Source organism: Sphingomonas sp. IC081, assembly GCF_006874585.1.
Lineage (GTDB): Bacteria > Pseudomonadota > Alphaproteobacteria > Sphingomonadales > Sphingomonadaceae > Novosphingobium.
Window position 1 is genome coordinate 3657980 of record NZ_CP029761.1, and the last position, 20158, is coordinate 3678137.

At 62.5% G+C, this 20158-nt stretch carries 30 protein-coding genes and 1 pseudogene; 9 read left to right on the forward strand and 22 right to left on the reverse strand.

The window, feature by feature from the left end:
• Nucleotides 1–61 precede the first annotated feature (61 nt).
• The 3 genes from DM450_RS17370 to DM450_RS17380 are packed head-to-tail and all read left to right on the forward strand — an operon-like array spanning nt 62 to nt 2321.
• The gene (locus DM450_RS17370; protein WP_142636905.1) at nt 62–1006 is read left to right on the forward strand and encodes a fumarylacetoacetate hydrolase family protein; all 945 of its coding nucleotides are present in this window, start codon (nt 62–64) and stop codon (nt 1004–1006) included.
• Nucleotides 1003–1551, forward strand: a complete 549-nt coding sequence (locus tag DM450_RS17375; protein WP_142636907.1) for a cupin domain-containing protein — start codon at nt 1003–1005, stop codon at nt 1549–1551. Before DM450_RS17370 ends, DM450_RS17375 begins: the two co-directional genes overlap by 4 nt.
• A 2-nt stretch (nt 1552–1553) precedes the next feature.
• The gene (locus DM450_RS17380; RefSeq protein WP_142636909.1) at nt 1554–2321 is read left to right on the forward strand and encodes an SDR family NAD(P)-dependent oxidoreductase; all 768 of its coding nucleotides are present in this window, start codon (nt 1554–1556) and stop codon (nt 2319–2321) included.
• Nucleotides 2322–2523: 202 nt separating this feature from the next.
• Here DM450_RS17380 and DM450_RS17385 read toward each other — a convergent pair whose 3' ends face one another.
• The 11 genes and pseudogenes from DM450_RS17385 to DM450_RS17425 all read right to left on the reverse strand — a co-directional run bounded on the left by DM450_RS17385 (nt 2524) and on the right by DM450_RS17425 (nt 6221).
• Nucleotides 2524–2856 carry a helix-turn-helix transcriptional regulator gene (locus tag DM450_RS17385; RefSeq protein ID WP_142636912.1) on the reverse strand — a complete coding sequence of 111 codons (333 nt, stop codon included), beginning with the start codon at nt 2854–2856 and terminating at the stop codon, nt 2524–2526.
• Nucleotides 2857–3493: 637 nt separating this feature from the next.
• Nucleotides 3494–3757, reverse strand: a complete 264-nt coding sequence (locus DM450_RS17390; RefSeq protein WP_142636914.1) for a hypothetical protein — start codon at nt 3755–3757, stop codon at nt 3494–3496.
• Complete coding sequence (locus DM450_RS17395) at nt 3754–3978, reverse strand: hypothetical protein (protein ID WP_142636916.1); 225 nt, start codon at nt 3976–3978, stop codon at nt 3754–3756. Before DM450_RS17395 ends, DM450_RS17390 begins: the two co-directional genes overlap by 4 nt.
• A 2-nt stretch (nt 3979–3980) precedes the next feature.
• Nucleotides 3981–4244 carry a DUF2312 domain-containing protein gene (locus DM450_RS17400; RefSeq protein ID WP_185928788.1) on the reverse strand — a complete coding sequence of 88 codons (264 nt, stop codon included), beginning with the start codon at nt 4242–4244 and terminating at the stop codon, nt 3981–3983.
• A 48-nt stretch (nt 4245–4292) separates the two neighbouring features.
• Nucleotides 4293–4481 (reverse strand): annotated as a pseudogene (locus DM450_RS26295) (DNA translocase FtsK); the annotation flags it as partial.
• Nucleotides 4466–4699, reverse strand: coding sequence for a hypothetical protein (locus DM450_RS26300; RefSeq protein ID WP_260609968.1), 234 nt, complete (start codon nt 4697–4699; stop codon nt 4466–4468). The pseudogene DM450_RS26295 and the gene DM450_RS26300, both read right to left, overlap by 16 nt.
• The gene (locus DM450_RS17410) at nt 4696–4905 is read right to left on the reverse strand and encodes a hypothetical protein (RefSeq protein WP_142636918.1); all 210 of its coding nucleotides are present in this window, start codon (nt 4903–4905) and stop codon (nt 4696–4698) included. Before DM450_RS17410 ends, DM450_RS26300 begins: the two co-directional genes overlap by 4 nt.
• A gap of 17 nt (nt 4906–4922) precedes the next feature.
• Nucleotides 4923–5090 carry a hypothetical protein gene (locus tag DM450_RS25900; protein ID WP_185928643.1) on the reverse strand — a complete coding sequence of 56 codons (168 nt, stop codon included), beginning with the start codon at nt 5088–5090 and terminating at the stop codon, nt 4923–4925.
• 26 nt (nt 5091–5116) lie between these two features.
• Nucleotides 5117–5470: an ogr/Delta-like zinc finger family protein gene (locus DM450_RS17415; RefSeq protein WP_142636920.1), complete on the reverse strand. Its 354-nt coding sequence runs from the start codon at nt 5468–5470 to the stop codon at nt 5117–5119.
• Nucleotides 5467–5919, reverse strand: a complete 453-nt coding sequence (locus DM450_RS17420; protein ID WP_142636922.1) for a phage regulatory CII family protein — start codon at nt 5917–5919, stop codon at nt 5467–5469. Before DM450_RS17420 ends, DM450_RS17415 begins: the two co-directional genes overlap by 4 nt.
• Nucleotides 5916–6221, reverse strand: a complete 306-nt coding sequence (locus DM450_RS17425) for a carph-isopro domain-containing protein (RefSeq protein ID WP_142636924.1) — start codon at nt 6219–6221, stop codon at nt 5916–5918. The genes DM450_RS17420 and DM450_RS17425 overlap by 4 nt, the downstream gene beginning before the upstream one ends.
• An 85-nt stretch (nt 6222–6306) precedes the next feature.
• On the opposite strand from DM450_RS17425, the gene DM450_RS17430 reads away from it, so the two are divergent.
• The 3 genes from DM450_RS17430 (at nt 6307) to DM450_RS17440 (ending at nt 8476) form a co-directional block, all read left to right on the forward strand.
• Entirely contained in the window at nt 6307–6840 is a 534-nt protein-coding gene (locus DM450_RS17430) for a helix-turn-helix domain-containing protein (RefSeq protein WP_142636926.1), read from the forward strand.
• Between the two features lie 242 nt (nt 6841–7082).
• Nucleotides 7083–8141, forward strand: coding sequence for a type I restriction endonuclease (locus DM450_RS17435; protein WP_142636928.1), 1059 nt, complete (start codon nt 7083–7085; stop codon nt 8139–8141).
• The gene (locus DM450_RS17440) at nt 8138–8476 is read left to right on the forward strand and encodes a hypothetical protein (protein WP_142636930.1); all 339 of its coding nucleotides are present in this window, start codon (nt 8138–8140) and stop codon (nt 8474–8476) included. Before DM450_RS17435 ends, DM450_RS17440 begins: the two co-directional genes overlap by 4 nt.
• A 135-nt stretch (nt 8477–8611) precedes the next feature.
• On the opposite strand, the gene DM450_RS17445 is transcribed toward DM450_RS17440, so the two are convergent.
• The 11 genes from DM450_RS17445 to DM450_RS17495 form a co-directional block, all read right to left on the reverse strand.
• Complete coding sequence (locus tag DM450_RS17445) at nt 8612–9160, reverse strand: hypothetical protein (protein WP_142636932.1); 549 nt, start codon at nt 9158–9160, stop codon at nt 8612–8614.
• A gap of 26 nt (nt 9161–9186) precedes the next feature.
• Entirely contained in the window at nt 9187–10620 is a 1434-nt protein-coding gene (locus tag DM450_RS17450) for a caspase domain-containing protein (RefSeq protein WP_185928644.1), read from the reverse strand.
• A gap of 482 nt (nt 10621–11102) precedes the next feature.
• On the reverse strand, nt 11103–12134 hold the full coding sequence (locus DM450_RS17455; protein ID WP_142636936.1) for a contractile injection system protein, VgrG/Pvc8 family: 1032 nt from the start codon (nt 12132–12134) through the stop codon (nt 11103–11105).
• Nucleotides 12134–12508, reverse strand: coding sequence for a phage tail protein (locus tag DM450_RS17460; protein WP_142636938.1), 375 nt, complete (start codon nt 12506–12508; stop codon nt 12134–12136). The genes DM450_RS17455 and DM450_RS17460 overlap by 1 nt, the downstream gene beginning before the upstream one ends.
• Nucleotides 12508–14283: a hypothetical protein gene (locus DM450_RS17465; RefSeq protein WP_142636940.1), complete on the reverse strand. Its 1776-nt coding sequence runs from the start codon at nt 14281–14283 to the stop codon at nt 12508–12510. Before DM450_RS17465 ends, DM450_RS17460 begins: the two co-directional genes overlap by 1 nt.
• 4 nt (nt 14284–14287) lie before the next feature.
• On the reverse strand, nt 14288–14500 hold the full coding sequence (locus DM450_RS26480; protein ID WP_312846180.1) for a GpE family phage tail protein: 213 nt from the start codon (nt 14498–14500) through the stop codon (nt 14288–14290).
• Nucleotides 14425–14760: a phage tail assembly protein gene (locus DM450_RS17475; RefSeq protein WP_142636942.1), complete on the reverse strand. Its 336-nt coding sequence runs from the start codon at nt 14758–14760 to the stop codon at nt 14425–14427. The genes DM450_RS26480 and DM450_RS17475 overlap by 76 nt, the downstream gene beginning before the upstream one ends.
• A gap of 118 nt (nt 14761–14878) precedes the next feature.
• The gene (locus DM450_RS17480) at nt 14879–15388 is read right to left on the reverse strand and encodes a phage major tail tube protein (protein WP_142636944.1); all 510 of its coding nucleotides are present in this window, start codon (nt 15386–15388) and stop codon (nt 14879–14881) included.
• Nucleotides 15389–15426: 38 nt separating this feature from the next.
• On the reverse strand, nt 15427–16557 hold the full coding sequence (locus DM450_RS17485; protein WP_142636946.1) for a phage tail sheath subtilisin-like domain-containing protein: 1131 nt from the start codon (nt 16555–16557) through the stop codon (nt 15427–15429).
• 11 nt (nt 16558–16568) lie between these two features.
• On the reverse strand, nt 16569–16922 hold the full coding sequence (locus DM450_RS17490; RefSeq protein ID WP_142636948.1) for a GPW/gp25 family protein: 354 nt from the start codon (nt 16920–16922) through the stop codon (nt 16569–16571).
• Nucleotides 16919–17458, reverse strand: a complete 540-nt coding sequence (locus tag DM450_RS17495; RefSeq protein WP_142636949.1) for a phage baseplate assembly protein V — start codon at nt 17456–17458, stop codon at nt 16919–16921. Before DM450_RS17495 ends, DM450_RS17490 begins: the two co-directional genes overlap by 4 nt.
• A gap of 111 nt (nt 17459–17569) precedes the next feature.
• On the opposite strand from DM450_RS17495, the gene DM450_RS17500 reads away from it, so the two are divergent.
• The 3 genes from DM450_RS17500 to DM450_RS17510 are packed head-to-tail and all read left to right on the forward strand — an operon-like array spanning nt 17570 to nt 20126.
• The gene (locus tag DM450_RS17500) at nt 17570–18466 is read left to right on the forward strand and encodes a baseplate J/gp47 family protein (RefSeq protein ID WP_142636951.1); all 897 of its coding nucleotides are present in this window, start codon (nt 17570–17572) and stop codon (nt 18464–18466) included.
• The gene (locus DM450_RS17505) at nt 18463–19095 is read left to right on the forward strand and encodes a phage tail protein I (protein ID WP_142636953.1); all 633 of its coding nucleotides are present in this window, start codon (nt 18463–18465) and stop codon (nt 19093–19095) included. Before DM450_RS17500 ends, DM450_RS17505 begins: the two co-directional genes overlap by 4 nt.
• A complete protein-coding gene (locus DM450_RS17510) occupies nt 19095–20126 on the forward strand; it encodes a hypothetical protein (protein WP_142636955.1) in 1032 nt (343 codons plus the stop codon). Before DM450_RS17505 ends, DM450_RS17510 begins: the two co-directional genes overlap by 1 nt.
• Nucleotides 20127–20158: the final 32 nt, after the last annotated feature.

Sequence of the window (20158 nt, forward strand, 5' to 3'; positions counted from 1 at the left end):
CGCAGGAGGGCTTCGCTAGCCCGGTTCTCAAGGAAAGAGCATTCCGGGAGAGAACCAAGACATGCGCCTCGCAACCCTCGATGACGGCACCCCCGACGGGCGCCTCGTCGTCGTTTCGCCCGAGGGCGACCGTTTTGCGCCCGCGCCGGTGGATACGCTGCAGCAGGCGATGGAAAGCTGGGCCTTTGTCGCGCCGGTGCTGGCCGGGATTTCGGAGTTTCCCGAGGCGCTGGACGCCGCGTTGCTGCGCGCACCGCTGCCGCGTGCCTGGCAATGGCTCGATGGCTCCGCGTTCGCCTGCCACGGCGAACTGATGGACAAGGCGCTGGGCGTCGTGCCGGTGAAGACCGGCAAGCCGCTGATGTATCAGGGCACTTCCGACAAGTTTTACGGCCCGGCCGAGGATGTGCGCTTCCTTACCGAAGAGAACGGTATCGATTTCGAGGGCGAGTTCGGCGTGATCGTCGACGGCGTACCGATGGGGACCTGCGCCGAAGACTGCATGCAGCACATTCGCCTGATCGTGCAGATCAACGACTGGTCGCTGCGCAAGCTGGCCGGGCCGGAGATGAAGACCGGCTTCGGCTGGGTCCAGGCCAAGCCGCCCTGTTCGATGGCGCCCTTTGCGGTGACGCCGGAGGAACTGGGCGACCAGTGGCGGAGTGGCCGCGTCTGCATGGACCTCTTGGTGGACTGGAACGGCCAGCGCTTCGGCGCCGCCAATGGCGAGCCGATGGGGCACGGCTTCCACGAACTGGTCGCCCACGCCTGCGCCACGCGCGATCTGGTGGCGGGTACGGTGATCGGCTCAGGCACCGTCTCCAACGCAAACTACCGCGAGATCGGCTCCTCCTGCATCGCCGAGCGGCGCGGCATCGAGTTGGTCGATTTCGGCGCGCCGCGCACCGAATTCATGCGCTTCGGCGATACCGTGCGCATGCAGGGAACCCTTGCCGACGGCCGCGCGCCGTTCGGCGTCATCGAACAGAAGGTTGTACAGGCATGAGCGAAGTCCTTTCCGATTCCGGCCTGCCGCCCATCCAGCGTGTCGTCACCGGCCACGACGGGAACGGGCGCGCGGTGTTCCGCTCCGAAGACGTGACGCCGACGAAAATGATCCCCTCGGGCGATGCCTCGTTCCTGACGATCTGGACCACCGCCACCGTCCCTGCCGACAACAACGACGAAACCGAAGGCCGCGAACGCCCCACTGGCACGACGCTCGAAGGCGGATCGGTGATCCGCGTGGTGGACATGCTGCCGGGCAAGCAGAGCCCGATGCACCGCACCAACTCGATCGACTACGGGGTGGTGATGAAGGGCGAGATAGAGCTGGAACTGGAGGACGGCCGCAAGACGACCGTGCGCGAGGGCGGCATCATCGTCCAGCGCGGCACCAACCACCTCTGGCGCAACACCAGCGACGCGGTCTGCCGCATCGCCTTCATCCTGATCGAGGCACCCGCTTACCTCCATAACGGCGTGCCGCTGGATGAGGCCAAGCCCGAACAGGTCGATCCCGTCTACAACGCGGCGGCAAACGAGGACTGAGCATGGTCGACCTCTCGGGCCAGTTTGACCTCGCGGGGCGGAGCGCCATCGTCACCGGCTCCACGCGCGGGATCGGACGCGCGATTGCCGAGGGGCTGATCGCGCAGGGCGCGCGCGTGGTGATCTCCAGCGAGGATGCGCAGGACACCGCGCGCGTCGCTGCCGAACTCGGCATGCCCGGGCAGCCCTGCGATGTGACCGATGACGGGGCGCTTGCGGCCTTGGTGGATCGCGCAGTGGCGGAATTCGGCGGGCTGGAGGTGCTGGTCTGCAATGCCGGGATCACCGGCAGGGCAGGGGCTTTTGCCGATCTCGACATGGCTGACTATGCCCGCGTCATGGCGATCAACCTCACCAGTCAGGTCGCGCTCTGCAACCTGGCCCTGCCAAAAATCGCGGAGCGTGGGGGCGGGGCGGCGATACTGGTCTCCAGCCTCTCGGGCCTCAGAGGCAACGGGCGCATCAACGCCTATGCGCTTGCCAAGGCGGGCGTCGCGCAGCTGGCGCGCAATCTGGCGGTGGAGTGGGGACCGCGCGGCGTACGCGTCAACGCGATCTCGCCGGGTTTCATCGCCACCGAACTGTCCGGCCCCTTGCTGGCGGACGAGGCCTTCATGGCCCGCCGCATGGCCATGACCCCGCTGCGCCGCCCCGGCATGCCGCGGGAGGTGGCAGGCGCTGCCGTCTTCCTTGCATCGGATGCCGGGGCCTTTGTCACCGGGCACAATCTGGTGGTGGATGGCGGGACGCTGATTACCGACGGCTCGTGAGCGGCACGTTCCCCCCGCCCCGCCGCGAATCGGTCTGTCCCCCATCGAGCCGATCAACGCCGCAGCGAAAGGCTGGGCATTTCCCGTTTTGCCGGCAGCAAGCCCCGACCCATTGATGCCGCGCACCATGGTGAGCGGCACGCGCGAAAACCGCCGCGCACGCCGCACGAGGCCGTGAGAGCTCGGGAACTATCCCGCAATTTCAGCGATTTGGGGAAGATTGGATGCCCCGCGAGGAATTGGATTGCATCTCTAACTCTCTGTTTAAAAGATATTTTTTAGAGTTCGCCTGTGCCTGATACCCCCTAGGATACCCCCATGGCACTTGATTGGAGGCCTCGCTTGCCTGTTGGGCTTTCCAGCCCTGCACGGCGTCTTCGACCCATGCGACGCGCTGGGCGCTGACCCGGATCGGGGCGGGGAATTCGCCCTTGGCGACGAGGCGATAGATCGTGGCGCGAGACAGCGAGGTCTCGTTCACAACATCGGTGATCTTGAGGAAGCGGCCGGACGGCGCAGCGGCGAAGTCAGACATGCGCGCCTCCCGCGATCTGGTGCGCGCGAACCAGCTTACGCTGGCGCGGCTTCGCAGATCGAAGATGGGATACGTGTTCAACCGGGCTACCTCCGAAGAGAACCCGGTCGCCAGCTGCTGTTCTGGAGGTCGGGCAACACCGAGTTAGCAGACCGGTGAGAAAGCCCATTTCCGGCAGGCCCGAAGGCCTCACGGTGCGCCCGACCATAGAAAACGCGCGGAATACGCACGTCGAGCGGACTGACTCATAACGGCTGCTAAACCGCATCGCCACTGTTTTTGTGGAGACGGAAGTCACCCTGTGCGTGCCCGGAATTGTTGTCAAGGTCATGAGGCTTAAGCTCTTTTTGGCATTCTGCTTGGGGGTGAGGTTGTGATGATGCATGTTCACAACCGACTGTCGGCGGGGACGAGCGCCCGCGTGATCGCGGTGCCCGCTCGGTTCGCGAAAAACCGGGCCGGCGCGCTATGCTCGATCCATCCGAGGGAACGGCGTTCGAGCGCTCTGGCTGTGCGCCAGTTGCGTGCGCTCATGAGCCTGACGCCAAAGCCACAACCCTTTTTCGGGTCGTGGCCGGAGCAGCGGAGCATGACGATCTGGTCTGCCGACAGTCGGCGCGGGGTCACAGCTTATCCCTTAGCAATGACGCGCCTTCGCGTCATGCGGCAGGAAGTGGTCGCAGCCGTGGGTCCCGCGCGCGCCGCAGTGGCGGCAGGGACCGGGGTTGGGCGCGGGCATCATGGGCACGCGCTGGGCGGCGGGGCGGGGCTTGGCGCGGAACGCGGCTGCGAGGCGCAGCGTGTCGAACGCCGGTGCGGGACGGGTCGAGCGCAGGGCCGCGTGAAAATCGGCCATGTCGAGGTCGGGCACATCGAAGAACGCAGCGGGGCTGGCATTCATGAGAACTTGCTCCAATCGATCGGTTCAAGGTGGGCGTGGCCCTTGGCGCGCAGATCGGCGCGGAGGGCGTCTGTCATCGCGCGGATGAGGGCGCGGTTGGTGCGGGGGCGCTCGGGCTTGTCTTCGCGGCGCGGGGCAGCGGCGAGTTGCCGGGCTGCGGCGCTCAGGTCCTGAGCGGGCGCGGCCTCTACTGCCTTGCGACGGCGAAAGAAGCCGAACACGGTCAGTCGATCCCGAGGTTCGACTTGTACGTGTCGAGCAGCATGTCCATTTCGCGGCGGTCGTCCGGCTTCAGCTTCCGGAGCCGCACGACCATGCGCATGATCTTGACGTCGTAACCGACCGCTTTGGCCTCGTTGTAGACGTCGCGGATATCGTCGCTGATGCCCTTCTTCTCGCCTTCCAGGCGCTCGACCCGCTCGATCAGAAGGCGCAGGCGATCATCCACGGCGCGATGCGCGGTGGGCAGTTCTACCGGGATTTCGATCTGCTGCTCGGGTGCCGGCGGCGGCGTCTGGCCATTGATCAGCACCGTGCGACGGCCGACATGATCCGGCGCGGAGACGAAGCCGTCTGCCTCCATCCGTTCGATGAACTTCGCAGCGGCGTTGTAGCCGATGCCAAGATGGCGCTGGAGCCAAGATACCGAGGCTTTGTTATGCTCGCGCACCGCGCCGCAGGCGCTGGAATAGGTCGTAACTTCGGCGTTCACGGGGCAATCCACTTCACGAGTTGAGCGACAGCGACGGTGAGGCCGAGCGCGGGGAGGGCGGCGAACAGCACGCGGCCAAAGAGGGCGGCGCGAGCCTTGCAGGCGGTGAGGCTGCCGATGATCGGGGCGTCGCTGCCCGGCAGGCCCCACATGGCCTCCAAACGGGCGATGTCCTGCGGGGAGAGATCGTCAGCCGGATCGGCGGCAGGGATGATCGGCAGAACGATCACTGCTTCGATCCATCGGGAACGGTTTCGGTGCAGTCCGTGCAGAAGGCGTGGACGTCATCGCCCTCAGCCTTGGTCGACCAGCCTTCGGGCAGAACGGCGGCGCGGCGATGCTCCACCGCGCCGCAGCCGTGGCATTCGATGGTGACGGGAGCGGGCAGCGCGACCGGGGCGGATGCAAGTGCGCGGTCAAGGAAATGGAAGTGCATGGGGTGCCTTTCTCGGGTCAGACCGGGGACCAGTGCGCCGACGCCTGCACAGCCAGTGCCAGGGCGACGATGATCAGGGTGGAAGCCGCGACGAAGGCGGCGATCAGGCGCGCATCGGATGCCGAGGGCGCAGGGGAACACTCCGCGCAACCACAGTCGCGCGGGTGGATTTTCGAACGGTTCATGGAGGGTTTCCTCAGGCCGTGCCGGGCTAGTGACCGGGCGGCGCGTCGAACATGTCGGGCTGTGAGGGATCGCGGGGCCGCAGCACTTCCAGCGCTTCCTGACGCGTCATCTGCTTCAGCGGCAGGTCAACCTTGGGGTTGGGGATGCCGCTGGGCACGATGCCGTAGTCATAGACGAGGGAGGCGCGCCACGTGTGGCCGCACGGGATGAAGGTGCACTGGTAGAAAACCTCGCGGTGCTGGCCGGTCACCGTCTTGCTGGTGCGGTTGCGGGCGCGGCTGTCGCAGTGCGGGCAACGCATCGGCGCGAAGCGCGAGACGTCATCGTCTGCGACCAGCGGCACGTCCTGCGCGGGCGGAATGGACGCTTGCATGTTCATGCCGCCGCAGTCTCCGCTTCAAGGCTGCGCACCAGTGCGACCATGGCGGCAAGGCCTTCCTTCGCCTCTTCCAGCGCGCGGGCCTTGGAGGCGTGATCGCCGCGCCCTGCGGCATCGAGCGCGGCGGCAACCGCTTCGCCCGATTCCTTGGCGACCATGCTGGATGCCTTGAGAACACAGGAGCGGGCGTCGGCGCTGGCGGTATCGACGCCCAGCCGGGCAGCGAAGCAATCGAAGAAGGGCGAGCCTTCGCCGCCATCCTGCCGGTACACCGCTTCAAGCCGCATCGCGTCGCGCAGCTTGATCTCGCGGCCGGTTTCCGGATCGCCCATCTTGCGCAGCATCGATTCCGACAGGTCGGTGATGGCGGCGCAGCGGTCCCAGCCAAGATGCTCGGCCACGACGGCAAGGGCGCGGTAATGGGTGAGGGGCTTGCGCGGCTTGGTCATGCCACCACTCCTGCGCCGCAAGTGTCCAAAATCGCGCGGCTATTTCCGTATCGTGCGCCGTCGCTGCGCTTTACTGCTTTCGGGGTAGCCGAGCGCTGAGGGCGACCAAGGGGGTAGACGACATGCTCTGCGGTGACGGGCAGACCTAGTTCCTGCCCACGCTCCAGCACATGGGGCTGACTTTCGGCCGGGATGCGGCCGACACGCTTCCACGAAGAGACGTTGGAGGCGGGCACTTCCAGTGCGCGGGCCATCGGTCGAATGCCGCCGAACAGGTCGAAGATGGTGTGTTGCGAAATCATGCCTGCGTATGTGTGATAATTTCACGCAATAATCAACGGAAATTTCAAGCAGACGATGTGTGAAAATCTTGCTCAGGCTTGTCCGATGTCGTCGGTAAGTTCGAAACTCAAGGAATTGCGCGAAAAAGCGCAGCCCAAGCTGACCATCCGGGGGATGGCCGAAGCGCTCGGCATCCCTTCGGCGTCGTACAATTTTTACGAACGGGCTGCGTATAAGAAGCCGACGCTGCCGCTGGATCTGACGCGGCGGATCGCTGCTATTCTTTCGGAACGAAACGTCGACCCGGCAGAGGTGATGAAACTCGCGGGGCTGAACGATACCGAAGCGGTTCCCGAGGCGCGTGAAATCGACGCCGCGAGGCCGCAGGTTCAGTTCTTCACGGTCCAGGCGGTAATGCCTAGTGAAGCCGCCCTCGCAGCGATGTTTGAAACGCTGCTTGCCTTGATTCCGGCGGAAGCAAGTCGGGCTGAAGCTGCGCGCATTCTCGCTCAGCGGCTTCCAACTGGCTTTGCAGCAATCGGACCCGGCGTTGTTGAGATACCGTCGGACGAAGAGCCTGAAGGCGTCTCGCTTCTTCCAACTCACGCCACAGGGCGTCGCGGGCCAGCACGGCCGTAGCGCATTTTACGCGGCAGTTCGGACAGGCAAATTCGCATACTGGCGTCAGTCGGAAGACCCTGTTGCTCACCTCGTTGTACCTAAGTTTGTTCTCTATTTGTTCGTTCATTGGCGGAACATGGCATTGGAGGAAAGGGGAAAATTTCAGACCGCGGAATTTTCCTTGTGGACACTAGGGTTACCTGCGCCTTACGTGAATGTACGGATATTTCGCACAGACACGAAGACGGGGGTAAGTGAACATGGATTTTGAAACCAGTATCGCCGAATTGCAGTCCCGGCTTCGTGAGCATCGTGAGGTCCTTGAGACAGAAGAAGCCGCGAAAACGACGCTGGTTTTGCCATTCCTGCGCTCGCTGGGGTTCGATGTCTTCAATCCGTCCGAGGTTAAAGCCGAATTCACGTGTGATGTTGGCACGAAGAAAGGCGAGAAGGTCGATTACGCGCTTTGCGTGGGTGGCGAGGTCACCGTCTTGGTCGAATGCAAGCCGGTTTCGAGCGAACTGTCTGTCAAACACGCGAGCCAGCTTTTCCGCTACTTTGCAGCAACCAATGCGCGCTTTGCATTGCTGACCAATGGCGTGATTTTCAAGTTCTTCACCGATTCCGATAAGCCGAACATGATGGACGAAGTGCCGTTCTTCACGTTCAATCTCGATGACTATCGCAAATCGGATCTTCGCAATCTTTCTGCATTCCAGAAAAGTGAGTTCGATGTTGAGCGGATCGTCGCGCAGGCCGGGTCCCTCAAGCTGCAATCGCAGGTGATGGCAGAATTGAAGAAGGAATTTGCGGAGCCTTCGGAAGAGTTTGTTCGCGTGATTGCCTCTCGGCTTCACGACGGCATGTTGACCAAGCCAGTTCGTGAAAAATACCAGGCAGCGATCACCCAGGCCATCGACGGCCTCATTCGCCAGCGTATCGACGAACGCTTGCAGAATGCGATGACGAGAAATGAGGAGCCGGAACCGGCATTCGAAGTGGCGGCAGCAGATCTAGAGGCTGTCGAAACGACACAAGTCGAGATCGATGGGTTCAACATCATTCGTGCTATTTGTTCAAAGGCGGTCGCCCCGGACCGGATCGTGATGCGCGATGCAAAATCGTACTGTGCAGTTCTGCTGGACGACAACAATCGGCGGACCATTGCACGCATGCACTTCAACAGTCAGACCGCGCGCTATCTCGGTGTCTTCACCGGAAAGGATGAAGAGCGTCGTTCGGTCACGGGGCCGGTCGATATCTATCAGCACGCCGATTCATTGTTGGCGCGGATCGCTGAATTGGACGGGGTGAAATGATCGCGCTGATTTTGGTTGTGGCTGCGTCTGCCCAGGTCGATGCTTGCTATGAGGCGGTTCATGGAGACCTTGTCTCGGCGGAGGCGATTTGCACCGTTTCCAAGGCGCCTGACGTGTTGTTTGATGAAGCGCCGGCAAGCGCCGCGAATGACTTATCGACGGCTTGCAAGGATGCATTGGCGGCGGGCGTGAACGCTGGAAAATTCGGTGCGCGCCTGCCTGCGCCCGCAAAACAAGGCTATGTGCGCGAGTTCGACAAGAAGCTTGCGGAATGCCGGAACCCAACGCCGAAACAGCGGGTCCCGACGCTCAAAACCACGAACTCGTGGGATTGATGTCGCTGGGCCGCGTGGGCAAATTCCGATCCTCATTAGGCTCGGTTGGGCCGATTGCGGAATGTCGGGTTAGGGTTCGCAGAATCGGTTAGCTGCCACTCACGATTATGGCGGACGTAGGTTCCGCCGAACCTGCTAGCGGCTCATCCAGCTATTGCCGTTAAGCCGCTCCCCGAGCCGCCCCAAACCTTCAGCGCTACGCCGGTTCATTTCCGCCGCCTTGTCATCAAATTCGTTCTGTTTGGTGTAGGCCGCGCCACCTTCATAATGCAGGAATGCCGTGACAGGCTTGTATTCCTTTTCGCAGACCGGGCATTGGCCAGCGTTATGTTTGATGTTCTGTTTTAGCTGAAGAATGCGGCCATCGGTTTCGTGGCACTTGGGGCAGATGGGATAGCCAATCGGCCTGCCCTCCTCATCGGCGATATATTCATAATCGCCAGGCCCTTTAACCAGCTTGGCCTTGGCTTCAAAAGTAGCCTTCAGCCGCTCAATCTCCTTGTCCTTTGCCGCCATATCCTCTTTGGCTTCAGCGAGTGCTAGCTTCGCGTCGGTCAGAGATTCGATGACTTCGGCAATTCTCGCCTTCAAGGTCGCTTCATCATAGGTCTTTTCGATGCCGCGAAGCGCCTTAGCGATGCCAAGCCCTTGGGTGACAGCCGCAATGCCGGAAGCAATATCCATAGGGTAGTCCACCTTTAGCTTCATTGTTATTCGTCATCGTGGTCCGCTAGTCGCTTCGACGCCTGTTCAATGCTCTCTTCAACAGCTTCTAAGAGCCGGTCGCAAGCTGCATCACATAGCCATGATATGTCTTCCGTCCATTTGCGATCATACCACTTTTTTTCAACCTGACTGCCTTCATCGTCGAAGCCAGACCAGTCCGTCCTAAGATGCTTTGTCGTATTCTCGAAAATATAGCAGCTAGTAAGGCTAGGGGCGCAACTGATAACGAGCCTAAGTTGGTCGAGTGATTTAAACTTGGGGGAAAATATCACCCGCATTTGTGCTCTTGGTATAGAGCAATTCAGTTTCAAGGTCGTAACTGGTTCATATTCATCGCCATACATCGCCCGAGATAGTGCAGACTCCCAAACAGGATAGCGCTTCTTCTTTTGTCCGATATAGGCGGTGACGAAATTATCGGGCCGCTTTTGCCCAGACAGGCACCGAACCATAAAAGCTTGTGCAGTGGGTTCGACATATTTCGAATGCTCTTCAACCAAAACATCAAAAAAGTCAGTGAACTCGTTGGAGTTAACTCGTTCGATTATCCCATCAAAAAGCTTGTCTATAAAGTCCTTTGCCATTTCGAGTGATGCAAATTTTTGCTCTGCGTCTTCAATAACCTTGAGCATGTTGGCGCGTGACGCAATAGCATCTTCTTCCGACTCTACTAGTTCGCCATCATCTTCATCGGATGACTCAATCCATTCCGCCTCAAACTTCAGCCGGAACGCCGCGAGCCTTGAGGCATCTTCAACGAACAATTCACGGCCAGTTCCTTGTGATACGAAATGTGGGGTTTGGTTGTCGTCTTCAAGAAACTCATCCCTGATGACCCCGATTATGTCCGTATAAAAAACATTTCCTTGGGTCTTCCTGAGAGCAGCCTTGCAGAAACTTTCGGTGAATTGGCTAAGAGGGCTTCCAGTTAGCGAAAACTGAGACTCAAGACAGGAGGAGATTTGAACAATATTGGACAGGTCTCCTTTATTTACCCCAATAAACGACTCGTCTGATTTTATCAAAGTAGTCCCTGAGTTGCAGGCATCAACCACCTTAACGACCGTGACCGGATCGCCGGACCTGAATAGAGTATGCAGCTCCGTTGTCGATAATCCGGTTTCGTTTGGCTTTGTTTTGTCGAAGTTTATGGCGCAGAAATAGAAATCTGATTGTCTTTGCACACCATGTCCAGAGAAATAGAATAGCAGCTCTTCTATGTCTTGGTGGGACTCAAGCGTTTCACGTATCGCAGACTTCATTGCATCCGCGTCAGCATTCACTACCGACTTGATGGTTTCATACTTCCCCGTAGCTTCAAGAAGCTCTGAGATTGCAGTCACATCGGCCTCGCAGCAATCAAGGTTGCCTAGGTTGTCGTATGTGGCATTGCCTATGACAATCGCGATGTTGGCCATATGTCTCATCTAGGTAAGTTGGTGCCTTGGCTTCTTACCTGAACCGATGTGCGGGCGCTATCGCTGGTTTGATTGCCCGGCATAGCGCACTATGACGCGGCGGGGCTGTAGCAGGCGACATGAGCAATCCCAACTCGCTAACGCCAAAGGCGTTGAAGGGGAATTTTGAAGTGTCGCCCCGGCACGCTAAGGCTGGCAAGTTCGATTCCGCATGACTCCGCGCAACTCGGTCAACCGCTATCAGGCTGAAGATAAGACCGGCTATTTGCGGCAAATAGTGCATTTTGCGCGATAAGAACGCGCCTTACCGCCGTGGAATATTCCAGCTATTTATCAATTACTTATGCCAAGTCAAAGACGGACTGTCGCTCCGCCAAACAGCGTCTTCTCTTTTCAGCTAAGTCCGCTTTGCGGGCGAGATTACGTGATCACCTACGTCTGAAACGGGCGCGAAGCGGTTGTTGGGGGCATGCCCACTCGGCCTAGATTACGACTTCTAGCGTCAGGCTCGTGGATAGACCGCCACGGCCGACCATTTGATGGTCGGCCGTGGCGATCAGCCATTGCGTCGCGTCAACATGCGGTCGAAAATCTGCGACCGTCACTTTGACGCCCGGGGCGAGCAAAGGGTTTCCGTGTGGCAGCGAAAGCTCGAGGTTGGCACTCGCCCGCTGAATACGCTTGTGTTCGGCTGCGCAGGCCGCCTTTGCATCGGCTTCGCTTCCATAGACGCGCTTGAGGCGCTTCCGGTTGGTTCCCCCGGTGCTGTGCGTCTTGCGCTTGCCTGCTTTATGATCGTGCCATTGCGCCTCCGCACCGTCCTGCGCCTTGTCGCGGGCGCAGCGCTTCCATGAATACCGGCTGCACTGGCTACGGTTGATGGTGGCCGTGGGCAACGCGGCGCCGGAGGCCGTCGTCGCAGCGCCAATTGGGGCAAAGATGAGGGCGCCGCCCTTTACCGTGGCGCTTGCGTCGTGTCGCCGCGCCAGGTCGCGGAGGAACTGCATATCGGACTTGTTGCCCTGCTCCCCCGCCGCCACCGTCTGACCAGACAAATCGGGATGGCACCGTGCGTTGAGGGCATGCCGCTTGGCGATTTCGGTCACAACCGCGCCGATAGTGGTTCCCGCCCAGACCCTGTTGCGCCGGGTGCGGAAAGAGTCCTTGAAATCGGCGCTGCGGGCGCGGATGCAGATCCGATCTGGCGGGCCTTCCCAACTGAGTTCGTCCACCGTGAATGCGCCCTTGTCGACCATTCCAGGCGTTACGCCGGTTCCGCGCAGCCACCCCATCTTGAGGCGCAGCGTTGAGCCCTGAGGTGGGGGTGTAAATTCGCCATCAGAATCGTGCACCGTGATTTCGAGCTCGTCCGCTTCCTCGCCCCGGCGCTCGGAAAGGCGCAGGGACAGTAGCCGAGGTTCGATGCTGTCTGTCAGGCTCTTGCCGTCCAGCGCCACATCCCATGCGGCGCGGGGCTGGACGTAGGCTTGCCCGGTGGTGACAACCTCTGCCATCACGCCACCCGCGAGAGTTCGATTGTGAACGAGGTTGCGCGTGCGCGGCCGTCGTCGATCAGATTGGCGGCGTCCTCGTCCAGCGAATCAATCGTGAAGGTGCCAAGGTTGTTGCCCAAGCCGTCGAGCAAGGGCAGGGCTTCGCCTTCGTCAGCCATTTGGGCCAGCGTTTCCAGCGACGAATAGGTGCCTGCCACTTCGGCCACGATGGTGCCCTTGAGTGTGATCTTGTCGTCGCCAGGGCCAGTGAACTGGCTGGCGGGACGTGCGCCGAAGCGCTCGGTCTTTTCGTTTCGCCAGTCGCGCTTGCGAGAGCGACCGTCAAAGGGGAGCGTGGTCGTATCGAAGACGAACATTCCAAGGGCGGCCAGCATCAGAAATCATCTCCATATCCGCGCCGGCCGTTCTGGCGCTGCCCTTCCTCGACCAACTTCGCCACACGGCGGGCAAATGCCTCGGAATCCTCGCCGGGCTTTTGGGCGATATGGAAGTGGTTCTCGATCTTTGCTGGCTGCGAAGCGGGGCGAACTGCTGCGGCGGCCGGAGCGAACGGGACGGCACCCGCTCCGGCCACAGCACTGGCCATGCGGCCGACTGCGCGCACGGGCCTGCCCTGGCCGCGTTCCAGCCCGATGCCCAGACCCTCGTTGATATGGCCGCCCATCTCCATGAACAGCCGCGACGGGCTCTTGATGCCGAAGTAGTTCTTGAAGGCGGTGACGCCGGATTTGGCGATGCCGATCAGGCGCGCGACCAGCAGCGCCGGATTGAGGGACGAGAGCAGACCGGTCATCATCATGGAACCGATCGATTTCATCCAGCCCGGCAGCGCGTTGAATTTGCCTTTCAACCATTCGAAACCGCTCATGAGAGCCGCCTTCACTGTGCCCCAGTGAGCATAGATCATATAGGCAGCAACCCCGATGGCGGCGACGGCGGCGGCGATCAGCAGCGGAACCGCGCCGACGGCAGCGATCACCGTACCGATCACCGAAGCGACGATGCCAAAGCCCGTGACAAGTCCGCCGATGATGGGAGCCAAAGTCGCAACGGCACCGGCAATTGCGGCAAAGCCGACGAGCAATGGCCCGATAACGGCAATCACGGCCCCGCCGATCACGATCCATCTGCGAGTTTCCGGTGAAAGGCCCGAAAAGGACTTGATGACGCCGGTAAATGCCTTGATCGCAGGCGTGAGGGCGGGAATCAGTTCGGTGCCAATGGTCAACGACATGTTCTGCCATGCGGTATCGGCCGCACGCAGTTGGTTTGCGGTCTGGTCGCTGGTTCGGAGCAAGTCGCCCTGCGCGTTCTTGGTCGATTCCATGATCAGGGACGCGCGCGCCATGATCTTCTGCTGCTCGGAGAACTCCTTGCCCACCGGCTTCAGGCCCATTTTCAGGGCCTGCGCCTTTACCGCGGCGTCGGTCATGAACACGCCGAAGTCGCGCAGCGGTTCGCTTTCGCCGGTCAGGCCGGATCGCAGCTTCTCCAGCGCGGCGCCGGGATCGACGTTGTAGAAGCTGGAGAGGTCCTGCGCGAGAACGGCGAACTGTTGGCTCATGGCGGCCGATTTGCTGGGATCGGCCATGTTGAAGAAGATGCCGAAGGTGTTCGCCGCGTCCATCATCTCCACCTTTGTGCGGTCGAGCGAGTTGCCAGTCTTTTCCGCCCAGGCATTCATCATGCCCGCCTGTTGCCCGAAGGTGACCCCGAAGGCGCTTTCCAGTTCCCCGGCATCCACGGCGGCCTGAAAGGCGGCGCGGCCGAAAGCGACCAGCGGCAGGGTGACTGCCGCCGATGCTGCCGCGCCCGCCTTGCCTGCGATCTCGGCCGTCTTGCCCGCGCGGGAACGGATCGTCTCCACGCGGCGCAGCTTGCCTTGCTGGATGTCGATTTCACGGTTGGTTTCGGCAATCGCGGCTTTCAGTTCACGCTCGGCCATGATCAGGCCGCCGTTCTGCGATCCACCCTTGGCCATGGTGCGATTGATGCGCGCGAGGTCCTTCTCCATGGCCCGCACTTCCTGCTGCATGCCGCGAATGGCCTCGGCGCCGCCCTTGCTGGTGCCGATGATGTTCTTGATGTTGTCCGAGACCTTGTCGATCCCGGTGAACTGAAACAGCAGGTTCAGCTTGTTGTCGGCCATGCGGCTATTCCACCCGGTTCATCGTGTTCCAGCGATCCACGGCGAGGCGGGACCACATGGCCAATTCTTCAAGGTCCATCGCCGCGAACTCGGAGAGCGGCCAATGGAAAACGGCTGCAACGTTGGCGATCTGCTCCTCGATCAGCCCCCAAGTGCCTTGACCATCGCGGCCTTCATCGCCGGGGGCATAAAAAAACCCTTCACGGCGCCCGCGAATTCCAGCAGGTCCTCGGTGTCGAGACCGGCGATGTCGCTCTCCATAAGGGTCGGCATGGTGATGCGCGGCAGGACGACGAAGAGCGTGTTCACGTCGGTGTTGAACAGTTCCTCAACCTTGAGATTGCGCAGTTCGCCCGCTTTCGGCTTGCGGAGCGTTACCTGGCGGATTTCGGTTTCGCCCCGCATGATCGGGCTCGAAAGCGTGATCGTGACGGTCTGGGGCTGGTTGTCGGCAGTGGGGGCAGCAGCATCGGCCATGGCGGGCTTCCTTGATCAGCAGCGGGCAGATGGAACCCCCTTCCGGCGCGCCCGCCAGAATTCGCCGGAAGGGGGGGAGATTGGGCCGCGTGTTGGGAGAGGTGCGGCCCGGAAAGGATCAATCGCCGATGATCGCGCGGATCTCGGCATAGCGATCCACGCCGAACACCACGAAGATGCCGGCCAGCAGGTCGATCTCGAGGATCACGGTGTTGTTGCGGATCAGCTTGTAGTAGGCGCAGGCCATCTTGTAGGTGGTCTCGGTATCGTCCCCCACCTTCTGGCTGCCGAAGTCCACCTCGGTGTACCGGCCGCGCGCGACCACTTCGACGTAGTCGACCACGCCCGTGCCCTGATTGCGATAGCCGCCGACGAAACGAAGCTGGGCGGCATCAACCGTGGTGGCGCCGAACTGCTGCAGCGGGGACAGGAACATGCCGCCCGCCTTGAATTCGAATTCGATCTTGTCGATGCCCTGGTCGATGATCACGGGGCCGAGCATGCCGCCGCCCCGGTATTCTTCCGTCTTGAGGGCCAGCTTGGGGATGGTCAGTTCGGGCACTTCGCCCTTCCAGCTATCGCCTTCGCCATAGCAATTCATGTCTACGAGTTTCGAGGGGAAGCCCATCGCGGTTCTCCTGTGTGTGCGGTGTCCGTACGCGGCGATCAGGCGGCCAGCTGGGCGGCGAGGTCGGCGTAATACTTGTCGGTGATGCGCTGGTTCAGCGTCAGGCCTTCCAGCGGCGCGGTCGGGGTGAAATCGTAGTCGATCACCAGCTTGCCGGCGGCGAGGGCCTCTGCCGGGTTCAGTTCCCCGTCGAACCACGCCTTGCCACCGATCAGGCGGCCTTGGGTGACAAGACGGCGGAACTTGGCGTTGATCGCCTCGAGGCAGTCCTTGATCAGCGCCTTGGTCAACGGGCGATCCTGCGCCCACACCAGCCCCAGGGCGATTTCGTCCTGCAGCATCTGCGACGTGCGCACGGCGGGTTCGAAGGCGAATAGCGGTTCGTCCGAGCAAGTGTCGTTGCCCCAATAGACGAACCCGCCTGAGGGCGAGCGGATCATGGTGACGATGTCGGAATCGTTCAGCGCCGCGACGTCAGTCGTTTCGTCCTGAATGTCGAAGAACAGGTCTTTCGAAATCCCGGTCACGCCGCTCACGGCCACGTTGCTGAGCGACTTGTGCCAGCCCGTTTCCTCATCGATCTGGGCGCGCAGGCCCAGCGCACGGGCCACGGCATCGCCTGAGAAGTCGTTCGACCAGTTGGGCCAGATCAGCGAGAGTTCGCGGGCGGCGAAATTCTCGCGATAGGTCTTGGCCTCGGCAATCGTATCCCCGATGCCTGCGGCGTAGACGCGGCCCCGCAGCTTCTTGGCCACGGTGGCAAAGGCGGTGGTCACGGCCTGGCTGTCCAGCCCTGGCGCACCCAGCACGCGCGGGCGATAACCGGTCTGCGCCTCGGCCGCGAGCAGGGCATACATGCCGGTGTAGAGACCGGCACTGCCGATCACGGCGGCGTCCTGCTCCGCTTCATCGTCCCCTTCGGCCACGCGGACCACGATCACGATGGGGCTGACCTGATCGTAGATCGCCTCCAGCGCGGGGCCGAGCGTGCCGGTGGTGCCGGTCTTGGCAAGGGCGCTGCGCAGGTCCGCGATCGGCGCGGGCTTGTTGAGCGGGAACAGGGCGGCGTCCGCATCGTCGGCCGTGGCGATCAGGCCGATCACGCCGCTGGCGAGCGTGGCAATGGTGCGGGTGCCGGTGAGCAGGATATTCGTCTTGATGCCGTGCATGGTGGCGGCTCCTATCGGGACAGGGGGATGGAAAGGCGGGTCAGGACGTTGCCCGCCACATCGGTGCGGTTGCCGGTGACGTTCATGACGGCTTGCCCGGCGGCGAGATCGCCTTCGAATGTCACCTGAGTGATGGCGATGCGAGGTTCCCACCGGGTAATGGCCAGTGTTACCGCCATTGCCGCCAGCAACAGGGTGGCCTTGTTTGACGGCCGGTCGATCAGATCGAACAGCAGGCATCCGTAATCGTGGAGCATCACCCGGCTGCCGATGGGCGTGGTGACGATGTCCGTGATGGACTGCACAAGGTGGTCATCGCCGGAAAGCGGTTTGCCCGAGGTGCTCATGCCGGTGAGGGAGGTCACGGTGCTGGCGCCCCAGACTGAGCGGTGCCGGCGGTGACGCCGATATGCTTGTGCCCCTTCAGGCTGACCGAACCGGCCAGAACGTCATCGCTGGCCGTGATCTTGCCGCTGACGTTCACGTCTCCGACGATGTCCACCCCGCCATCGGAGGCAAGGACGGTTGTCCCGCCCGAGGGAAGCTGGATCAGCAGTTCGGATGCATCGGGATCGTAGGAGATCATGGCTCCGTCCTTGAAGCGAATCAGGGCAACGGGTTCGTCAATCGGCGCCGGGTTTGCGTCGGACGGTATAGCGCCCACCACGATCCCGGCGCCGATCTCCCCGGCCGGGCAGATCACCAGGACCTGTTCGCCCACGCTGGGGGGAAGCCAGACGCGCGTTTCCCCCATGCGGGGGGCGGCCCATGGAAGCGGGGGCGATTCCACATCGTCATCCAGCATGACCGTGCAGCGGGCGGCAGCAAGGTCCACGGAGGCAACGGTGGCGTAGCGCGCCAGTGCGTCGGGATCGGTGGGAGCGTCTTCGGGCGTTCTCATGGGGCCACCATGGCGGACCCGAAAAACCAAGCTACACCCTGGGGTTGTGGCCCCTGCCGCCTACAACGCACGCGGGTAGCGATAAGGTCTGGCCCTGCCGATAGCTGAGGAATGGTTGGTTCCATCGCCTCATCCCCCGCCGTCGATCTTTCGACCGTGCCCGCCCCGGTGCTGGTGCCGCAGCCCTCCTATGCGGAGCGGCGCGCGGGAAAGATCGCGCGCCTTCAGGAACTGCACGAAGAGTTCACCGCTCTGGTGGCCAGCGATCCGGCAATCAAGCTGATCGATGCGGACAGCTATGACGAGCAGGTACTGGCGCAGGCCTGCAACGACATGGGCCAGGCGCTGCTGCTGGCGTTCGCCACCGGCAGCAACCTCGATCAATTGGGCGCGGGGAACGACGTTGCCCGTCTTGTGGTGACCCCCGCCACCGAAACGGCGGATGCCGTCATGGAGAGCGACACCGCTTTCCGGCAGCGCATCCAGCTTTCGCGCCATGCATTCTCGGTCGCCGGGCCGGAACTGGCCTATGTCTTCCACGCCCGCTCAGCCCATAGCGACATCGCCGACGCCTCTGCGGTTTCGAGTGCTCCCGGCGAAGTCGTGGTGACGGTGCTTTCCGGCAGCGGCACGGGCGTGCCCTCGGCAGACGTTCTGTCCGCCGTCGAAGCCGTGCTCACGGACAGCAGCGTGGTCCCCATGACCGATCTGGTCACGGTGCAGGCCGCACGGCCGTTCGAGTATGAGATCGTTGCGGAGATCTACCCTTTCGCCGGGCCGGATGCCGACCTGATCCTGTCGACGGCGCAGGAAAGCCTTGGCGCCTATCTCGAATCGACGCGCAAGCTGGGGCGCGATGTCGCGTGTTCGGCCCATATCGCCGCGCTGCACGTGGGCAATGTGCAGCGGGTGAAGCTGATTTCTCCGGCGGCGGATAAGGCGCTGGACCTGTCGCAGTACCCGCTGCCGACCGCGATTTCCGTCACCATCGGGGGCACGGAGTGGTGAAGACGCTGCTTCCCCACAACGCGAAGGCGGATGAGCGCGCGATGGAACAGGCGATGCAGGCCCGCATCGACCTGTCGAACATCGGCACCCTGAAGGACCCGCTTGCCTGTACCGCCAGCGTGCTGCCCTTCCTGGCATCGGAACTGGCCGTCAGCCATTGGGACACCGCGTGGAGCGAGGCCGAGAAGCGCCAGGCGGTCGCGGACGCCACCGCCTTCCACAAGATCAAGGGCACCCGCGCCGCCGTGGAAGAGGTGCTGGCGCGCCATCACGGGGCGCTGGATGTTGTCGTCTGGCACGAGGCCAATCCCCGGCGCAGCCCCTTCACCTTCGAAGTCCGTGCGCCTGCCGCCGCGATCCCGGCCAGCTTTCTCACGCAGGACCGGGCCGAGGCGATCATCCGCGACGTGGCGGCCGCCAAGTCGCTGCGTGACCATTTCGACTTCGTCCAGAACGTCGGCCTCACGTCCGGCATGTTCGTGGCGGCGGGCGGAAAGAGCGGCACCGCGCTGCGTGCCGACTATGCCGCCGCGCGCGATGACAGCCGCGACTGGTCGATCCTCCTGCAGACCGAGGACGGCGAGCCCATCGCCAATGGCGAGGCCGCCGATTTTCTGGAGACCGAGTGATGGCAGACTTCGTCCTTTCCCTGACGGACGCGGGGCTTGCCGCCGTGCGCGCCGCGTCGGGCACCAGCAAGACGGTGATCGCCACGCTGGGCCTGACCAACACGCCCTTTGTCCCGGCGCCGACGCTCACCGCGCTGCCGGGCCAGTTCAAGCAGATCGCGATCCTGTCCGGCGTGGCCCCGGCGCCCAACGTCATCCACCTGACCGCCTACGACCAGTCGGCCGAGGTGTGGGATGCGACCGGCTTCGGGCTGTTCCTAGACGATGGCACGCTGTTCGGGGCCTATAGTGGCGAGGAAACCGTGCTGAGCAAGGCCGGGCTGGCCTTTGCCCTCATGGCCTTCGACATCGCGATCAACGCCGACCTGGTCGCCAACATCGACTTTGGCGATACGAACTTCGTCTGGCCCCCCGCGACCGAGGAAACGCGCGGCATTGCCCGCCTGGCCACGCAGGGCGAGGTGGACGAGGGTGCCGAGGGCCAGACCATCGTCACCCCGCGCACGCTGGGCAATCGCCTTGCCGCCATGGCCGCCGCGATCAACGCGGCCATCACGGCCTCGGTGAACGCGCTCACCGCCTCCATCGCCGCGCTGACCGCCCGCAAGATCAGTGCCGGCGGCCTCGCAACTGGGGGCGGGGACCTGTCGGCCGACCGCACGATCACGGTGACCGAGGCGAGCGCCGCCGAGATCACGGCGGGCACCGCTGCCGACAAGGTGGTCACCCCGCGCCGCCTCGGCCCGATCTCCATGTCGCTCACGCAGAACGGCTATATCCGCTTCTTCGGGTTCCAGATGGCCTGGGGGCGCTTCAACGCCGCCGCGAACGACAGCACGGCGGTGGCATTCGCGCAGCCGTTTCCCACCGCGTGCTTTTCGGTGGTCGCCAGCGGCGGCGTGTCCGGCGGGCCGGATTCCAAGGACAACCCGCCGGTCGTGATCGCATCGACCATCACCAAGGACGGCTTTTCCGTCTTCAGCGCCGACGATTCCAACGACGTCACCTGCTTCATCGCGGTGGGCTGGTGATGCCCGCAAGGCTCCGCAACAAGGACGCTGCC

Excerpts from the sequence above, each read along its gene's own strand:
- DM450_RS17370 (WP_142636905.1), top strand. The coding sequence starts at position 62 with ATGCGCCTCGCAACCCTCGATGACGGCACCCCCGACGGGCGCCTCGTC.
- DM450_RS17375 (WP_142636907.1), top strand. The coding sequence starts at position 1,003 with ATGAGCGAAGTCCTTTCCGATTCCGGCCTGCCGCCCATCCAGCGTGTC.
- DM450_RS17380 (WP_142636909.1), top strand. The coding sequence starts at position 1,554 with ATGGTCGACCTCTCGGGCCAGTTTGACCTCGCGGGGCGGAGCGCCATC.
- DM450_RS17385 (WP_142636912.1), bottom strand. The coding sequence starts at position 2,856 with ATGTCTGACTTCGCCGCTGCGCCGTCCGGCCGCTTCCTCAAGATCACC.
- DM450_RS17390 (WP_142636914.1), bottom strand. The coding sequence starts at position 3,757 with ATGAATGCCAGCCCCGCTGCGTTCTTCGATGTGCCCGACCTCGACATG.
- DM450_RS17410 (WP_142636918.1), bottom strand. The coding sequence starts at position 4,905 with ATGCACTTCCATTTCCTTGACCGCGCACTTGCATCCGCCCCGGTCGCG.
- DM450_RS25900 (WP_185928643.1), bottom strand. The coding sequence starts at position 5,090 with ATGAACCGTTCGAAAATCCACCCGCGCGACTGTGGTTGCGCGGAGTGT.
- DM450_RS17415 (WP_142636920.1), bottom strand. The coding sequence starts at position 5,470 with ATGAACATGCAAGCGTCCATTCCGCCCGCGCAGGACGTGCCGCTGGTC.
- DM450_RS17420 (WP_142636922.1), bottom strand. The coding sequence starts at position 5,919 with ATGACCAAGCCGCGCAAGCCCCTCACCCATTACCGCGCCCTTGCCGTC.
- DM450_RS17425 (WP_142636924.1), bottom strand. The coding sequence starts at position 6,221 with ATGATTTCGCAACACACCATCTTCGACCTGTTCGGCGGCATTCGACCG.
- DM450_RS17430 (WP_142636926.1), top strand. The coding sequence starts at position 6,307 with ATGTCGTCGGTAAGTTCGAAACTCAAGGAATTGCGCGAAAAAGCGCAG.
- DM450_RS17435 (WP_142636928.1), top strand. The coding sequence starts at position 7,083 with ATGGATTTTGAAACCAGTATCGCCGAATTGCAGTCCCGGCTTCGTGAG.
- DM450_RS17440 (WP_142636930.1), top strand. The coding sequence starts at position 8,138 with ATGATCGCGCTGATTTTGGTTGTGGCTGCGTCTGCCCAGGTCGATGCT.
- DM450_RS17445 (WP_142636932.1), bottom strand. The coding sequence starts at position 9,160 with ATGGATATTGCTTCCGGCATTGCGGCTGTCACCCAAGGGCTTGGCATC.
- DM450_RS17450 (WP_185928644.1), bottom strand. The coding sequence starts at position 10,620 with ATGGCCAACATCGCGATTGTCATAGGCAATGCCACATACGACAACCTA.
- DM450_RS17455 (WP_142636936.1), bottom strand. The coding sequence starts at position 12,134 with ATGGCAGAGGTTGTCACCACCGGGCAAGCCTACGTCCAGCCCCGCGCC.
- DM450_RS17460 (WP_142636938.1), bottom strand. The coding sequence starts at position 12,508 with ATGCTGGCCGCCCTTGGAATGTTCGTCTTCGATACGACCACGCTCCCC.
- DM450_RS17465 (WP_142636940.1), bottom strand. The coding sequence starts at position 14,283 with ATGGCCGACAACAAGCTGAACCTGCTGTTTCAGTTCACCGGGATCGAC.
- DM450_RS17475 (WP_142636942.1), bottom strand. The coding sequence starts at position 14,760 with ATGGCCGATGCTGCTGCCCCCACTGCCGACAACCAGCCCCAGACCGTC.
- DM450_RS17480 (WP_142636944.1), bottom strand. The coding sequence starts at position 15,388 with ATGGGCTTCCCCTCGAAACTCGTAGACATGAATTGCTATGGCGAAGGC.
- DM450_RS17485 (WP_142636946.1), bottom strand. The coding sequence starts at position 16,557 with ATGCACGGCATCAAGACGAATATCCTGCTCACCGGCACCCGCACCATT.
- DM450_RS17495 (WP_142636949.1), bottom strand. The coding sequence starts at position 17,458 with ATGAGAACGCCCGAAGACGCTCCCACCGATCCCGACGCACTGGCGCGC.
- DM450_RS17500 (WP_142636951.1), top strand. The coding sequence starts at position 17,570 with ATGGTTGGTTCCATCGCCTCATCCCCCGCCGTCGATCTTTCGACCGTG.
- DM450_RS17510 (WP_142636955.1), top strand. The coding sequence starts at position 19,095 with ATGGCAGACTTCGTCCTTTCCCTGACGGACGCGGGGCTTGCCGCCGTG.